The organism is Alistipes indistinctus YIT 12060 (assembly GCF_025144995.1).
Classification (GTDB): Bacteria; Bacteroidota; Bacteroidia; order Bacteroidales; family Rikenellaceae; genus Alistipes_A; species Alistipes_A indistinctus.
The window spans coordinates 1,458,031-1,473,921 of the sequence record NZ_CP102250.1; the positions used below are offsets into that span (position 1 = coordinate 1,458,031).

The 15,891-nt window shown below is 54.6% G+C and carries 14 protein-coding genes and 1 tRNA gene; 11 read left to right on the plus strand and 4 right to left on the minus strand.

Annotated elements, in window-relative coordinates; all coding sequences use genetic code 11:
- Positions 1-46: 46 nt before the first annotated feature.
- The 7 genes from NQ495_RS06230 (at position 47) to NQ495_RS06260 (ending at position 6,660) form a co-directional block, all read left to right on the plus strand.
- Entirely contained in the window at positions 47-742 is a 696-nt protein-coding gene (locus NQ495_RS06230; protein WP_009133814.1) for a 4Fe-4S dicluster domain-containing protein, read from the plus strand.
- A gap of 97 nt (positions 743-839) precedes the next feature.
- Positions 840-1,898 carry a heterodisulfide reductase-related iron-sulfur binding cluster gene (locus NQ495_RS06235; RefSeq protein WP_009133813.1) on the plus strand — a complete coding sequence of 353 codons (1,059 nt, stop codon included), beginning with the start codon at positions 840-842 and terminating at the stop codon, positions 1,896-1,898.
- A gap of 26 nt (positions 1,899-1,924) precedes the next feature.
- A complete protein-coding gene (locus NQ495_RS06240) occupies positions 1,925-2,938 on the plus strand; it encodes an FAD-dependent oxidoreductase (RefSeq protein ID WP_009133812.1) in 1,014 nt (337 codons plus the stop codon).
- Between the two features lie 4 nt (positions 2,939-2,942).
- Entirely contained in the window at positions 2,943-3,269 is a 327-nt protein-coding gene (locus tag NQ495_RS06245) for a 4Fe-4S dicluster domain-containing protein (protein ID WP_009133811.1), read from the plus strand.
- A gap of 114 nt (positions 3,270-3,383) precedes the next feature.
- Positions 3,384-5,246 carry a (Fe-S)-binding protein gene (locus NQ495_RS06250; protein ID WP_009133810.1) on the plus strand — a complete coding sequence of 621 codons (1,863 nt, stop codon included), beginning with the start codon at positions 3,384-3,386 and terminating at the stop codon, positions 5,244-5,246.
- 172 nt (positions 5,247-5,418) lie between these two features.
- On the plus strand, positions 5,419-6,282 hold the full coding sequence (locus tag NQ495_RS06255) for an endonuclease/exonuclease/phosphatase family protein (RefSeq protein WP_009133809.1): 864 nt from the start codon (positions 5,419-5,421) through the stop codon (positions 6,280-6,282).
- A gap of 305 nt (positions 6,283-6,587) precedes the next feature.
- Positions 6,588-6,660: transfer RNA gene (locus NQ495_RS06260), tRNA-Met, on the plus strand.
- Positions 6,661-6,720: 60 nt separating this feature from the next.
- Here the strand turns inward: NQ495_RS06260 and NQ495_RS06265 are convergent.
- The 3 genes from NQ495_RS06265 to NQ495_RS06275 all read right to left on the minus strand — a co-directional run bounded on the left by NQ495_RS06265 (position 6,721) and on the right by NQ495_RS06275 (position 9,790).
- Positions 6,721-8,484: an SGNH/GDSL hydrolase family protein gene (locus NQ495_RS06265; protein WP_009133808.1), complete on the minus strand. Its 1,764-nt coding sequence runs from the start codon at positions 8,482-8,484 to the stop codon at positions 6,721-6,723.
- A 50-nt stretch (positions 8,485-8,534) separates the two neighbouring features.
- Positions 8,535-9,263, minus strand: a complete 729-nt coding sequence (locus NQ495_RS06270) for a hypothetical protein (RefSeq protein WP_009133807.1) — start codon at positions 9,261-9,263, stop codon at positions 8,535-8,537.
- 152 nt (positions 9,264-9,415) lie between these two features.
- Positions 9,416-9,790 carry a VOC family protein gene (locus NQ495_RS06275; protein ID WP_009133806.1) on the minus strand — a complete coding sequence of 125 codons (375 nt, stop codon included), beginning with the start codon at positions 9,788-9,790 and terminating at the stop codon, positions 9,416-9,418.
- Between the two features lie 135 nt (positions 9,791-9,925).
- Here NQ495_RS06275 and NQ495_RS06280 point away from each other — a divergent pair, with 135 nt between their 5' ends.
- The 4 genes from NQ495_RS06280 to NQ495_RS06295 all read left to right on the plus strand — a co-directional run bounded on the left by NQ495_RS06280 (position 9,926) and on the right by NQ495_RS06295 (position 15,203).
- Positions 9,926-10,708, plus strand: coding sequence for a glycerophosphodiester phosphodiesterase (locus tag NQ495_RS06280; RefSeq protein ID WP_083818331.1), 783 nt, complete (start codon positions 9,926-9,928; stop codon positions 10,706-10,708).
- An 18-nt stretch (positions 10,709-10,726) separates the two neighbouring features.
- Positions 10,727-11,473 (plus strand): SGNH/GDSL hydrolase family protein, encoded by a 747-nt coding sequence (locus NQ495_RS06285; RefSeq protein ID WP_009133804.1) that lies wholly within the window; start codon positions 10,727-10,729, stop codon positions 11,471-11,473.
- Positions 11,474-11,693: 220 nt separating this feature from the next.
- Complete coding sequence (locus NQ495_RS06290; protein ID WP_040294457.1) at positions 11,694-13,607, plus strand: glycoside hydrolase family 97 protein; 1,914 nt, start codon at positions 11,694-11,696, stop codon at positions 13,605-13,607.
- A gap of 60 nt (positions 13,608-13,667) precedes the next feature.
- Entirely contained in the window at positions 13,668-15,203 is a 1,536-nt protein-coding gene (locus tag NQ495_RS06295; protein WP_009133802.1) for an ATP-binding cassette domain-containing protein, read from the plus strand.
- 168 nt (positions 15,204-15,371) lie between these two features.
- Here NQ495_RS06295 and NQ495_RS06300 read toward each other — a convergent pair whose 3' ends face one another.
- Positions 15,372-15,695 carry an L-rhamnose mutarotase gene (locus NQ495_RS06300; RefSeq protein ID WP_040294190.1) on the minus strand — a complete coding sequence of 108 codons (324 nt, stop codon included), beginning with the start codon at positions 15,693-15,695 and terminating at the stop codon, positions 15,372-15,374.
- Positions 15,696-15,891 lie beyond the last annotated feature (196 nt).

A 15,891-nucleotide genomic window follows, 5' to 3' on the forward strand; every position in this document is an offset into this window, starting at 1 on the left:
AGTAACTTTGTTATGCTGAAAATTGTATGTAAACCACACCGATACGATGGGCAAATATTTCGACATGTTGATGGAGGATGTACGCATGAAGGAGGGTCTCACCGCCTGCATGAACTGCGGCATCTGCACCGGCGTCTGTCCCGCCGCCGAGTTCTACGACTACGACCCGCGCCAGATCGTCAATACCGTCCAAACCAAGGACGACGATGCAATCGAGCAACTGCTCAAGAGCGAAACAATCTGGTATTGCGGCGAATGCATGTCTTGCCGTCCGCGTTGCCCGAGGGCCAATACGCCGGGCTATATCATCCAGGCGCTCCGCAGGCTCTCGCAAAAACTGGGATTTTTCACTTACTCGGAAAAAGGACGGCAGCAGTTGGCCATCAAACGCACGATCGGGCACAACATCCTCAAAACCGGTTACTGCATCAAGCCGAACCTGGTCGACCCGGAACTCCACCCCGAACAAGGCCCCGTCTGGAAGTGGATTTACGAACACGACCGCGACGTATTCGAACGCTTCGGCGACAACTACTGCAAAGTGGGCGTCGGCGCAATGCGCAAAATCGACGACAAGAGCATGGAGGAGATCCGTGCGATCTTCGACACGACCGGAGGCACCGATTTCTTCGAAAATATTGAAAAATATTCAGCCGAAAAAGCGACTGAAATGGGTTATGACGGCGCGGACGAACGTTATTTCCGCGACGTATTCACCGCCAACAGCGGGAGCCACCAATAATCCCGGACCGCAAACGCGACACGATACGCTCCCGGCAGGATTACGGAACCCGCGACAAACAATACGATACCAACCACCCTCAGCATATAAACGGACGATGAAAACCACCTGGAAAGATTACCAGAAAGATATTGCCGACGACCGCTATTATTATGCGCGCAGCTGCATCCGCCAGAATTTTTTCCCGGGTTCGGAGGCGGCTTTCCTGAACATCATCGGGAACGACCTGGGCCGGGATATCCGCGAAGACGCGCAGCACACTTCCTGTACCGGTATCGGCTACCACGGCGACATCGTACCGTTGGAAACGATCATGACGGTCGTGGCACGCCAATTCTCGCTGATGACCGAAGCGGGATACGAAAATTTCATCCCTTCGTGCATCACCTCTTTCGGCATCTACTCCGAAACGCTCGAAATGTGGCACGACTTCCCCGAAATGGAAGAGCAGGCGCGCGAATACCTCTACAAGGCGACCGGCCGCGAATTCAAGAAACCCAAAAGCCTCGCGCACACGTCGGATGTCATTTTCCACCACCGCGAAGAGATCGCGGCCAAAGCCAAACACCTGCTCGTCAACGCCGAGACGGGTAAACCGCTCAACGTAGTCGAACACATCGGCTGCCACTACGCGAAAATTTTCCCGAAAGCGGGCATCGGCGGGTCGGAATTTCCCTACGTGCTGGCCGGGATGATCGAATCGTGGGGCGGCAACGTGGTCGACTATCCCGAGCGGCGCCACTGCTGCGGCTTCGGGTTCCGCAACTACCTCGTGCAGGCGAACCGCGGCTACTCGGTAGCCAACTCGAAAAAGAAGCTCGAATCGATGGCCCCATACAAACCCGATTTTATCGTAGCGAACTGTCCGGGTTGCGCGATGTTCCTCGACAAATGGCAATACACGGTCTCCGAAATGAAAGGAACTACCTACGGACAGAACGGACAGGGCATTCCGGTGCTAACCTACGAAGAGATGGCCGGATTGGTGCTGGGCTACGATCCGTGGGACCTCGGCATGCAGATGCATCAGGTAGCCGTCGAACCGTTGCTCGAAAAAATGGGTGTTCCCTACGACCCGTCGACAAAATATCTCGGCAAAAACGGCAAATTCATCGGCCAGCCGGAACCGACGGCAATCGGTTGCTACCAAAAATAAAGATAACGCACAGAATATTGACCTATATGGGTAACAGAGTAATCATCATCGGCGGAGGCGTAGCCGGCATGCAGGCCGCCATCACGCTGGACGAACTGGGACTGCAACCGATCCTCATCGAGAAAGAGGCCGTTCTCGGAGGCAAGCTCAACAAATGGGACCGGCTCTTCCCCACGATGACCCCGGCAGAGGAGGTGCTTACCGAACTGACGAAAAAAGTACAGGCTTCGAACACCGAAGTACACACGTCAACGGCAGTCGGTGGCATCGACGACGCGGGGAAAAGCGTAACGCTCGCCGACGGTACGAAAATCGACGGCGATGCGGTAGTCGTGGCTTCGGGCTATGATATTTTCCCGGCCGAGATCAAGGAAGAGTATGGCTACGGCATCTACGACAACGTTTTTACGACGGTCGATATCGAACGGATGTTCAAGGAAGGAGGCATCCGCACCGCCGACGGCAAAGCCCCGAAATCGGTAGCGTTCCTGCATTGCGTGGGTTCGCGCGACGAAAAAGTGGGGCAGCGCCACTGTTCCCGGGTTTGCTGCATCACCGGGGTCAAGCAGGCCATCGAAGTGCGGCAGGCGCTCCCGGAAACCGAAGTGTACAGTTTCTACATGGACATGCGCATGTTCGGCCCCGGATACGAAGAGTTGTATAAAGAGGCGCAACAGACTTACGGGATCCATTTCGTACGCGGCCGCATCAGCGAGGCAGCCCCGACCATCGACAACCGCATCCAAATCAAAGCCGAAGACACATTGATCGGCCGGCCGCTGAAGATGACGGTCGATATGCTGGTGCTGATCGTCGGCATGAAAGCCGGTGCGAGCAACATGGCACTGAGCCGCAACCGGCACGTCGACCTATATCCGAGCGGTTTCGTCAAACCGGCCAACCAGTTTACCGGCAACGTGGCCTCCGATTGCAGCCGCATTTATTACGCCGGAGCGGTCACGGCACCGAAAAATATCGGTGAATCGATCAACGAAGGAATAGCCGCCGCCTACAAGGTGGCCGGCCAGTTAAAAGCGTAACGCGATGAATTTCGGATATTCGATCAACCAACCCCGTTCGATCAACCTCGACAAGAACGACTTGAGCTACTCGCGGCAACTGCTCCGCGAGCACCCCGAACTGGAGACCTGCATCGCCTGCGGCAACTGCACGGCCACCTGTACGGCCGGAAACCTCACATCGTTCAACCTACGTAAAGTACAGACCCTCGTGCGCCGGGGCGAATACGCCGGCGCTTACGAAGAGTTGTCGAAATGCATGCTCTGCGGCAAATGCAGGCTTGTCTGCCCTCGGGGCATCAACACGCGCGAAATCGTGCTCACGATCAAAAAACACCTCGCAGGCAAGTAGTCCCGGACATTTACCGCACGGGGTTTCCGAGGCATAATAAAAACAGCGGCAACCGCACGGAAAACCCGCCGGAAACATTAAAAAATAGCACAATTGTGCTTAACCACGCCACTCATGGAACATTTCAGACTATTCGTCTTACCGTTCTGGGTAGGAGCCGGCTTCCTGCTGGTCGTCCTGCTCTATAAATACATCTCCTGGTTTATCGGACTGGCACCCGCCGAACGCAAAATGTTCTGGCGGTCTCTGCCCACGCGCGCCACATGGAAATCGGTCTGCGAAATCGGCAGCGAATCGCTGCTTCACCGCAAGATATGGCGCACGAACCCGCTGCTGGGCTACATGCACACCAGTTTCGCACTGGGATGGTTTCTGCTGATCCTGACCGGCTGGATCGAGACACTGGTCTATTTCAAAGGACACAACGTACCGCTCTACGTCGATATCTTTTTCTCCTATTACGTTCATCCGATTTTCGAGCGCAACTTCAATTTTTCATTGATTAAAGACGCCCTGTTGCTGCTCATCCTGATCGGGATCGGCCTGGCCCTTTTCAAACGGATCCGCTCGCGGGCAATGGGCATGCGACGCACGACCAAGCATGTGCTCGGGGACCGCATCGCACTCACCGCCTTGTGGTTCATCTTCCCGGCCCGTTTGCTGGCCGAGAGTTTCACCAGCGGCGTACTGTGGAAATTCGGTGGCATCGGCTGGGCTTTGGGCGACCAGGTGCACATTATCCCGCCGGGAATCGGCGGCGGCAGTTTCCTGACCAACACGACCGGCGAACTGCTTGCCAATACGCTTCCCAACAGCCTGCTGATTCACGGCGAACTTCCGATGTGGTGGTTCTATTCCATTTCGCTCGGCGTCTTTTTCTTCGCGTTGCCGTTCTCGCGTTACATGCACATCTTTACCGAAATTCCGCTGATATTCCTGCGCAATGCAGGTATCCGCAGCGGCGTTCAGGAGAAAAGTTACGACCATTTCCAGATCGAAGCGTGCTCACGGTGCGGGATATGCATCGATCCGTGCCAGCTCCAAAGCGCTGCCGGGATCGACAACGTTCAGTCGGTCTATTTCTTGCGCGACCGCCGCTACGGACACCTGACCGATGCGGTAGCCGACAACTGCCTGCTTTGCGGACGGTGCGTCGTAGCCTGCCCGGTCGGTATCGAGCTCGGCACCCTCCGGCTGAACAGCCGGGCTAAAAACGCCGTCGCATGCGCCCCCGACCGCTACAATTACATCAAAGGCCTCGACCGTTCCGAGGGTGAAGGCAAGGTCGGTTACTTTGCCGGGTGCATGACGCTCCTTTCTCCGAAAATACTCCGCTCGATGGAGCAAATCTTCAAAGCTTCGGGCGAACAGGTATGGTGGGCCGACAAGGACGGCGGCGTCTGTTGCGGCCGTCCGCTGAAACTTTCCGGGGAAATTGAGGCGGCCCGCCGAATGATGGATTACAATACCGAATTGTTCCGCAAACACGGTATCCGCACACTCGTCACCTCGTGCCCGATCTGTCTTAAGGTATTCCGCGAAGATTACCGACTCGACGGCATCGAAGTGCTGCACCATTCGGAATATATCCAACGGCTGATCACCGCCGGCAAGTTAAAGCTGCACCCGGGCACGGAGGTGTTCACCTACCACGACCCCTGCGAATTGGGCCGCGGCAGCGGCATTTACGAAGCGCCGCGGGAAGTGATCGGAGTGATCGGAGAATTGCGCGAAGTAGCCGAAAACCGCGAGCATGCCCTCTGCTGTGGCTCGAGTCTCGGCAACATCGCGATCAGCGACGACGGCCAGCGCCGGATCGGCCAGAGCGTTGCCGACATGTTCGCCGCCACCGGAGCCGGTTCGGTCGTAACGGCCTGCCCGCTTTGTAAAAAAGCCATTGCCCGCAGCGGGACATTGCCCGTATACGACCTCGCGGAGATCGTTGCCCAAGCGCTGCCCGGCCGGCAGGCATCTTAAATCCGCAACACTCCATACACACAAGCCCCGTCTTTTAGACGGGGCTTTTATTTGTTTCTGTTGTTCCATGAATTCTGAAAGATATTTTTCATACTTCCCGTGTTCCAAGAACAGGAACAGATCGTCTCGTGTCTTAAAAAACATTAACTTTATAGATTTAAAAAACTAACCTATGATTCGCAATCTCGTACTCTGTGCAGCGGTAGTATCCGCGTGGTTCTCCCCTGCCTCCGCCCGACCGTCCAACGACGAACTCAAAGTAATGTCTTTCAACATCCGCATCGATACCAAGGCGGACGGTCCGAACCAATGGTCCAACCGGCGTGATTTCGCCGCAAACATGATCCGATTTTACGACATCGACATTTTCGGAGCACAGGAAGTTTTCGCCAACCAGATGACCGACCTGCAAGAACGCCTGCCCGAATACGGATCGATCGGCATCGGTCTGGAAGACGGTAAATCGAAAGGGCAGCACGACCCTATTTTCTGGAAAAAAGAGCGCTTCGAATTGCTGGATCACGGCTTTTTCTGGTTTGCCGAAGACATCAATGCAATCGGACAACGAGCCTGGGATGCAGCCAGTCCGCGCATGGGCTCCTGGGCCATCCTCAAAGACAAAATTTCGAAAAGGAAGCTCTTTTTCATGAATGTGCACATCGATCATATCGGTCAAGTGGCACGCAGGGAAAGCGCCAAACTGATTTTAGACAGACTCGGCGCCCTGGCCGGTGACCTGCCGGTAATCGTCACCGGCGATTTCAACGCCGAACCCGATTCCGAACCGATCCGGATCCTGCTCGATCCGGCCAACCCCGAACACCTGACCCATACGCGTTCCGTCGCACCGGTTCGTTACGGACCCGAATGGTCTTACCACAATTACGGCCGCCTGGCTAACAACATGTGGCTGGACTATATTTTCGTCCGGGGTGGTCTGGAAACCCTGCGGCACGGCTGTCTGGCAGAAAAGCTCGATGACCTGTATATTTCCGACCACTGTCCGGTAATGGCCGGGCTTCGTTTCACAAAATAGCCCCTTGAACCCGGACAAATCAACCGACGTATAATGATGTAAGTGGATCACACATGGAATCCACCGGAACAGTGAAGCTGAGATAGTCCAATAGCCCCACGAACGTCAATTCCATATCCCGAATTCCATATACAGTTGGTATATACTGCCCGGATGGGCAGTGATACTAAAATAAGGGCCGCAACCAACATCATCGTTCCGACTTGTGAACAAAGCACTTACCCTACTCGCTCGTCAAAAAACGAAAAATATTATCGCTCACTGTTTGCATTTGGCCGTTTTTTAGCTATCTTTGCATTCCACATCGCGGGGTGGAGCAGTTGGCAGCTCGTTGGGCTCATAACCCAAAGGTCACAGGTTCGAGTCCTGTCCCCGCTACTAAAGCGGATAACTCAGTCGAGTTATCCGCTTTTTTAATTTCGTATTTCGCCAACCGGATCATTCCATTCCCGCAATGATCGGAGCAATTCGTCCATACCCTTTTTCGTTGGGATGCAGGCCGTCCCGAAACAGAGATTCGTCAATCTTCCCCCCTTTCCCCAACAGGAGCGTGCCCGGATTACGGAACGTAAGATTCATCGAGCGGATTTTTTCTTCCAGCTTCGTGTTAACTCCGCTTACCCTATCTTCCATCCCCCGACGAGGCAACAAACCGATCACTTCCACCCCGGCCGAAGGCTGATGTCGTGCGATCACCGCAACCAGATGGGCAATTCCTCGGATAATCTCATCGTCCGTATTGCATGACAAATTGTTCGTACCGATCATAACAACGACCCGTTCCGCTTCATAGCCGTCCAATTCGCCGTGACAAACCCTCCAAAGCAAATTTTCGATCCGGTCGAATCCGCAACCCATATTACTGAATCCGGCAACAGACATAATCTGCTCCCAACTTTTCGCTCCATTCCTGTAATGACCTTTGTCCGCACCGCCCCAGAAATGCACGATCGAATTTCCCAACAGGACATTTTTCGGCGCTTCGATCCTATTTTTTGTCAAAATCGCCTCGTGCCGGTCGGACCACTCATAATACGGAGCATCCCGCCGTTGGCGCACCGGCCGGGTCGTGGAAAGATTTCCCTGCTCTTCCCCGAAAATTTCCCGGATCTTTCTTTCACAAGCCATCGCCTGCCGCATCATCCCGTAATCGGACGGATGAATGCCGTCCACCAAAGCGTCATCGGGTAATCCGATCTCCCGGCAGGACAAATAATAGAGCTCAGGCACCCCCTCCTCACGCAACTGTTCGTAACAGGCCCTCAACAATGCGTTTTTATGACAGGCAGCGCTATCCTCTCCATCCGCTTCGGCTTCGGCGTGCTCTACCAAAAGAATCGGTGTCCGATGATATTTGCGCAAAAGAGCGACCCCCTGCCGGAAGCGTGCCGTAACCGATGAATCGGCGATGCCCACCAGATTGGGCAGACAATCCACGATATACATCCGCGCATCTATTTTCCCCAGCTCGTCCAATACGACAGAATCCATGGTTCCATTTCCGGAAAATCCGAAATTCAACAACGGATAGTCCAGTTTCCGGGACAGGATGGTACTCCAGGCCATACCGGGGCGGGAAGCGCAAGCGCCCTGCATGATCGACGTACCGTAGGCCACGATCGGTTTTTCAGCACGCACCGGCAGAAACCTGAATTGGGCCGCGCTGTCCACCCCTATTTCCAGCTTAGACACTCCGTTATACAAAGGAAGGTACAGCCGAAACTCATATCCTTGCCGAGCAAAATGGCGATCCGGTTCCGGTTGGAACACGGCATAGACGGTATCCTGCTTCGTCCAGTCGAATTTACCCGGCACATAACGCTCCCATCCGTTCTGGTCAACCGCGTACAAATCGAGCCCCGACACTCCCGTTGCCGGCATATGGGGCATAGCCCGTTCATCGTTATGCGTCACCGCATAACGCACACGGATCGGTGCGGCATTGCTCCGAAACCAAATGGACAACCCGGCCGAATGGCAAGCCAAAGTCCAAACCATGGGTCTCACTTCCGAGCGCATGTTTTCCGGCAGCCTGCAGTAATTCCCGGTCATTTCCTGCGACCAAGCCTGCCCCTGTACCACGGGGAACCCGGCAGTCTGCGGATCAATCCATCGTATCGTTCCCGAACCGACGGGGAGGGACTGTCCCGACAACATCAAAAATTGCAGGCAGCAAACCAAACCGATACACAGTCGTTTCATAATCATTACTTCAAATTATATTAATAACATAAATTCAATACCGATCGTACCTAATCCCACCATTCCCGTTGCGGGATGGACTGGGCTCCGCTAATCACATTTTTCACCCGGACATAATCCGGCAGAATCGGTTCCCCCTTCAAAAACCGCGACCACTCTGCCTCGCCCGTCGCATACTCTTTAAGACTTTCGAGTTGTCCGTCGATAAACTTCCGCCATTTATCGTAAGCCCCTTCTTGCTTTTCGATATATACTTCCCGGGAGTATTGACCGACCAACATATCGCGCATCTTTTTGCAATTGTTCCTAATTGTCTCATACACGACAGCTTGGCTACCGGTAGCTCCGCCCATGCTATCCTGAAAGGACTGCAACTCCTTACGCATAAACCGGGATGTCCACTCATAAATATCGAATACCACCTGTTGCAGCTTCACGGCTAAAGTATCATCATTGATAATAAACGATCTCGTTTTCTCAAAAAGAGGAACGACATAAATATGCTCCTGGCGCTCGCCTCGGCGGATCAGTTTCTTATCCGGGATATCCACCACCGACCATATCCCGACCGAAGCGGATGCTCCAAGATCGAATTTCCGAAACAACTCCATTGCTTCCGGTGCAACTCGAGTACTATCGCCGAGAAAATCCTGTTCAGACAAAGGCCGGTCGGCGCTCCAGACAATATAAGTCGTATTTTCATACGGGCCGGTCTCCTGCCCCACGGCTGAACAAACCGCCAAAAGCTGGACAGCAAACAAGAATCCGAGTTTTTTCATACTGATCAAAACGATAAAATGAATCCGATTCCGGATAATTGAAGAAACGAATATACTCCTTATAGACTCGTACGGTTATTATACTTATCAGCCTTCCACAACACTTTGTCTCAAACTGACGGTTTTCAGCATCAGATCATTTCAGCTCCCTTTTATGATGAAAATTCGATCAATTCGATCGGGACTCCGTTGTGTTCGATCATCGCCACACGGACTCCTTCTGACGGGGGATTGGGTTTTGTCAGAATAGTGAACCCGCGTGTCGCCAACTCGAAATCCAAATCCTCAACGACAAAGGCGATATGCGGAACGGTTTGGATCAGTTCATGCATCCCGCACTCTTCGTCGAATCTCATCCATTCTGCCCCGAAAGGGCTGGAAGCGAAACCGGAAACGGAGAATTTCAGATGGGGCAAATAGGTTTCTCCCGGCCGTACCTGCCGGGTCGGAATGCCTACATGATGGTATCGCCATCCCCACTCCACCATGCATCGGGCCAGTTCATCGTCTTTCCGGTACTCTTCCATATTCCAAACAATTTACCGGCTACTAATTTACGATTATTTGGAAATAATCGTAAATTAGTAGCCGATTAAAATTCAGCTCTCATGTTCCTTTCCAAATCTTTTTATTTTGCACTTTTCACACTATCGGTCCCGGTAATGTCCAATTCACAGAACAATCCGGTCCAATCCGGCTGCACAGCACCAACCACACAAGTTATCGCCCACCGCGGATATTGGGATACACACGGATCGGCCCAAAATTCGCTCGCTTCCCTCGAAAAAGCGGACGAAATCGGCGCTTACGGTTCGGAATGCGACGTTTACCTCTGCCCGGACGGGGAACTGATGGTTTTCCACGATCCGCACGTCAATGTAAACGGCACGATGCGGGAGATCGAGCGAACCCCTTCGACCGTCCTGCGGCAAGCGGTGCTTGCCAACGGTGAAACGATGCCCACTTTCGCCGCCTACCTCGATAAATTCAAGCAATGTAAACAGACCAAACTGATCATCGAGCTGAAAGCCCAGAAAATAGACAAACGGGAAAGCGAAACGCTGGCCGCCAAGATTGTGGAAATGGTAAAGCGAACTGGCGTAGAAGAGCGGGTCGAATACATCACATTCAACCGCGACGCGATGCTGAAGTTGATCGAGCTGGATCCCGAAGCGAAAGTGGCCTACCTTACCGGCGACCTGTCTCCGGCAGAAGCCAAAGCGGTCGGTTGCACGGGAATCGACTACTCGTTGGACAAAATGAAACAGAACGAACATTGGTTCCGGGAAGCCCGGGAAGCAGGACTCGAAATCAACGTCTGGACCGTAAACAAAGCTGACGACATGCGTTATCTGATCGGTCAAGGTGTCGATTACATCACCACCGATGCGCCAGAACTGCTGCAAAGAATCTTGCGAAACTACCCCATGCAACCCAAACACTAACCGTAAAATCCGACCGATATGAACCTGAGAAAATCGCTTGTCGTCTTACTTTCCCTGTTGGTGTGGACCCTTCCGGAAACCCATGCAACCGGAAAAAAAATCCTTTATATCGGAGATTCCGTGACGGACGGCAACTGGGGCAAAGTGAGCGGCGGCCCGAACCGCAGCCTCACCGACATGAACCACATTTTCGGACACGGTTACATGTTCATCTGTGCCGCCCGCTATATGGCAGACTATCCCGAGGAGGACTACCGGTTCTACAACCGGGGCATCAGCGGCAACCGCGTGGCGGACCTGAAGGCCCGCTGGCAGCAGGATGCGCTGGAGATCGATCCCGACATCCTCTCGGTATTGGTAGGCGTTAACGACCTGCTGGACGTTTACAACAAGACGGACGGCCCGCAGGAAGTCGATACCGCCCGGTTCGAAGCAGACTACCGAGACATCCTCGACCGCTCCCGGGCTCAAAATCCCGAGGTACGGATCGTCCTGGCCGAGCCTTTCATCCTTCCCGTTGGTATGTGGCAGGAACATTATACCCATTGGCGCGCGCAGTGCGACCGCCTGGGCGCCGTCGTAAAAAAGCTGGCCAAAGAATACAACGCCGTATTCCTGCCCTATCAGGGATTATTCGACAAACTCGCACACGACGGCCGGACCCCGAAGTTATCGTACTGGATGTGGGACGGTACGCACCCCACGGCGGCAGGTCACGAAAAGATGGCCGAACTATGGATGCAGAGAGTAGGAAGCAAACTGTAACAATTTCTTCCCTCAGATTTTCAACCTGGGAACAATCTTTCCCGGATAAAATTTGCGGAGCGGGCGGAAAAATAAAACGCAGGGTTCCGGTAAAAAACCGTATCTTGGGAAACCCGTTCCATCCATATGGCTGGATCGTACAAACCGAAACGAAACACCGAACTCTCCCGATAAGCCGAATTTCCGATAAGTTAATTTAAGCTATATATCTATCATGACCATGAAATACCGCCTACGTCTCCTCTGTGCAGGACTTCTCTTTTGCAGCATGCAATCCGCCGCCGCGCAGGAAACCGTACAAACCCTCTCGCCGAACGGCAAACTGGCGATCACAGTTTCGTTGCAGGACGGGGCGCCCCGCTACGAGGTTACTTACCAAGGTAAGCCCGTCGTACTGGAATCGGCACTCGGGATCAACGGCAACGGCGACTGGAGCCGGGGCATGCGTATTGCAGGAGTTACGCGGTCGAGCCGCGACACGCTCTGGACTCCGGTTTACGGGGAGCGCAGCGAAATCCCGGACCGCTACAATCAAAGCGTTATCCGCTTCGCGCACGGTAAACGGGAACCGGGCCTCGAATTAGAGGTGCGCGCCTACGACGAGGGCGCGGCGTTCCGTTATCTGTTCCTCGAAGGAGGCGGTTACCTGCATATTACCGGCGAGGCGACAGAATTCACCCTGCCGGAAGGCACGATGGCCTATTTCGCCCCCTTTGCCCAAGCCGTGCACCAGAAATTGCCGCTGCACGACTGGCCCGGGGAAGCCGACCGTCCGCTGACGCTCGAACTGCCGGGCGGACTCTACGGAGCGCTTGCCGAAGCCGAAGTGGTCGATTACGTCCGCACGAAATTCAAACTTGCCGACGGGAAACCCAACACGCTGGCCTGCTCGATGTACGGCGCCGTCGACGAAATCGCGCCGTTCGCCACGCCGTGGCGGGTGGTAATGGTGGCCGAACAGCCGGGACAGCTGATCGAAAACAACTACCTGCTGCTGAACCTCAACCCGCCCTGTGCAATCGAAAATCCGTGGTGGATCAAGCCGGGCAAGGTGATGCGCGAAGTAACGCTCTCGACCAAAGGGGCCCGGGAGTTGGTTGACTTCGCGGTAAAACGCAACCTGCAATACATCGAATTCGACGCGGGATGGTACGGCCATGAATACGAAAAAATTTCGGATGCTTCTCGCGTGAATGTCGATCCGCGACGGAATCCGAATAACGACCTCGACCTGGAAGAAGTCGTACGTTATGCGAACGGCCGGGGAATCGGCGTATGGGTCTATGTGAACCAACGCGCATTGGCCGCACAGCTCGATACGATCTTGCCGCTTTACCACAAATGGGGCATCAAGGGGGTCAAGTTCGGCTTCGTGCAGGTCGGTTCGCAGATGTGGACGAAATGGATGCACGACGCTGTGAAGAAATGCGCCGAAAACCAACTGATGGTCGACATTCACGACGAATACCGCCCCACCGGCTTCTCGCGCACCTATCCGAACCTGCTCACACAGGAAGGCGTACGGGGCAACGAGGAGATGCCCGACGCGACGAACAACCTGATCCTGCCTTTCACCCGCTATGTAGCGGGACCGGCCGACTATACGATCAGTTACTACTTCCGCAATTTCGACGGCTATAACCCGCAAATGATCGATACGCTCGCGCCGAAAGCGCGGGCGATACATGCCACGTCGGGCCAGCAACTGGCTATGGCGGTGGTGTATTACAGCCCGTTGCAGTTCCTGTACTGGTACGACCGTCCCTCGGACAGCCGCGACGAACCGGAACTGGAATTTTTCGACCGCGTACCGACCGTTTGGGACGAGACGAAAGTGCTGCAAGGGAAGATCGGCGAATACATCACCACGGCCCGGCGCAAAGGAGACGAATGGTTCGTCGGCGTGATGAACGGCCTGCAGCCGCGCACGCTCGACATCCCGTTCAACTTTCTGCCCGCAGGGAAGAAGTACGTGGCGCACATCTACCGCGACGGCACGATGAAAACCCCGACCCGCACCAAAGTCGAAGTGGAGACCCGCACGGTCGATGCAAATACGGTACTTCCGGCGAAACTTTACGGATCGGGAGGACTCGCCATCCGGCTGGAACCGGCCGAACCGGGAAAGCGATAGCATACCCAACAAACATAACCGGCCCGATTTGCAACCAGCTGTACCAACTGCCCGGAATCCATGTCCCGACCCATCATTCGACTGAAAAACGCACTCGCGCGGGATCCCGCACGGCAATTGCACAGGCCCGCCGACTTTTCACTCGAACAAGGCGAACACATCGCACTGATCGGACTAAACGGCAGCGGCAAGACCACGCTGATCGAAATGCTGCTCGGCAGACTCTACCTGGGACAAGGGGAGGTGGCATACTGTTTCCAAGAAGAAGGGCGAGAAGGCACCGAAAGTTCAGAGAAAACAGCCCCAACCGATGCATCGCCAAACCCGGGGAGCATCTATGTTTCGGACAACATCCGTTACATCACCTTCCGCGATGCCTACGGGACGGCCGACAGTGGTTACTATTACCAGCAGCGCTGGAATGCTTCAGACCGCGACAGTGCGCCGTTGGCTTCGGAAATGCTGGGAGCGTCCGGCTGTAAGAGTGACGAACGGGACGCCCTGCTCAACCTGCTCGGAATAGGTCCGCTGCTCGACAAGCGGATCATCCTGCTCTCCAGCGGTGAGCTGCGGCGATTCCAGATCGCGAAAATGTTGCTTGCAGCGCCGAAAGTACTGATCATCGAAAGTCCGTTTATCGGACTGGACGCAACCACACGGAAAAAACTCACGGAACTGCTGGCAGACCTGGCCCGGAGCGGACAGGTACAAATTATCCTATCGGTTTCATCCCCGGACGACATTCCCGCGTTTATCACGCACGTATATTCCCTCGAGAAGGGCGTGTGCGGTCCGAAACAAACGCGAGACGAGTTTTTTGCCGCGGAGCCGTTTTCGACGCGGCGCCGGAAACTGGCCGAAAATTACAGGAATCAACCGCCCCGGCTCCCGGATGGCCGTACAGCCCCGATACCCTGCGAAGAGATGGTGCGGCTGCGAAACATCACGATCCGTTACGGCGGGCGGACCATCCTCAGCGGAGTGGACTGGACGATCCGCCGAGGTGAAAAATGGACGCTCACCGGCGCAAACGGATCGGGCAAATCGACGTTACTGAGCCTGATCTGCGCAGACAACCCGCAGGCTTATTCACAAGACATCGCACTGTTCGGACGGCGGCGCGGTTCGGGCGAAAGCATCTGGGACATCAAACGCCACATCGGCTATGTCTCTCCCGAAATGCACCGCGCCTACCTGAAAAACTTGCCGGCGATCGATATAGCCGCATCCGGCCTGTTCGACTCGATAGGCCTCTACCGAACCCCGAGTGATGAACAGCGGACATTATGCGCCGGATGGCTGGACGCATTCGGAATCGGGCATCTGGGAAACAGACCTTTCATCCGCCTCTCGTCCGGCGAACAACGGATGGTACTGCTTGCACGCGCCTTTGTCAAAGACCCGGACCTGTTGATCCTCGACGAACCGCTGCACGGGCTGGATTGCTGCAACAAAGAGTTGGCGCGGGCCGTAATCGAACATTTCTGCGAACGCCCCGGCAAAACGATGATCTATGTGACCCACTCCGAACACGAACTTCCCGCCTGCGTCACACACCGGATGGAACTGTCCCGGCACGACGCACCGGATTTGTAAGGCCGTCCCGCACATTCATTCTCCTACCGACTCCCTAACAACCGAGAAAAATTGAATCCCATCCATGCAGTACCACTGACATATTCCAGGACCTGCTGAGCCGATATACAAGAGATTTCCAAAAAAATCAAGCCGGACACTATAAAGCCGAAACTCGCTGACCGGTGTTCAGTCTTGGTGGAATACCTCTTCCATCGAGGCCCACCACTCGCCTTCGGCGCGAGTGTCGAGCGGTTGCTGGCACGGTTCGCAGACAGCCCACCAACGCTGTGTCTCGGGATCGGCAGCCATTTTTGCCATATCGGCCGCATAGTCGTCGCCGACATATTCGTAATAACTGAACAAAAATCCGTCTTTGTAATAGATACTGTAATTACGCAGGCCGCATTCGGCAATCATCCTGCGGACACCAGGCCACACCTCGGCATGCAGTTTCTTATACTCTTCCAACTTTTCGGGACGTACCCGGATCACACTGCCGTATCGTTTCATATCGCTATAGTTTTGAATCCCCCGCAACCGGATAGATATCATCGTCAAGCCGTTTTTTCAACTCCTTTACATCGGAAACACCCAAATAAGAAAAATAGACCGGGTAACGCCTCCGGGTCGGGAATGCCGAGCCATGACGCCGGACGGTCCGCCCGCCGCCACTCCAACGTAGCATAAAAAACACTCTATATAATTC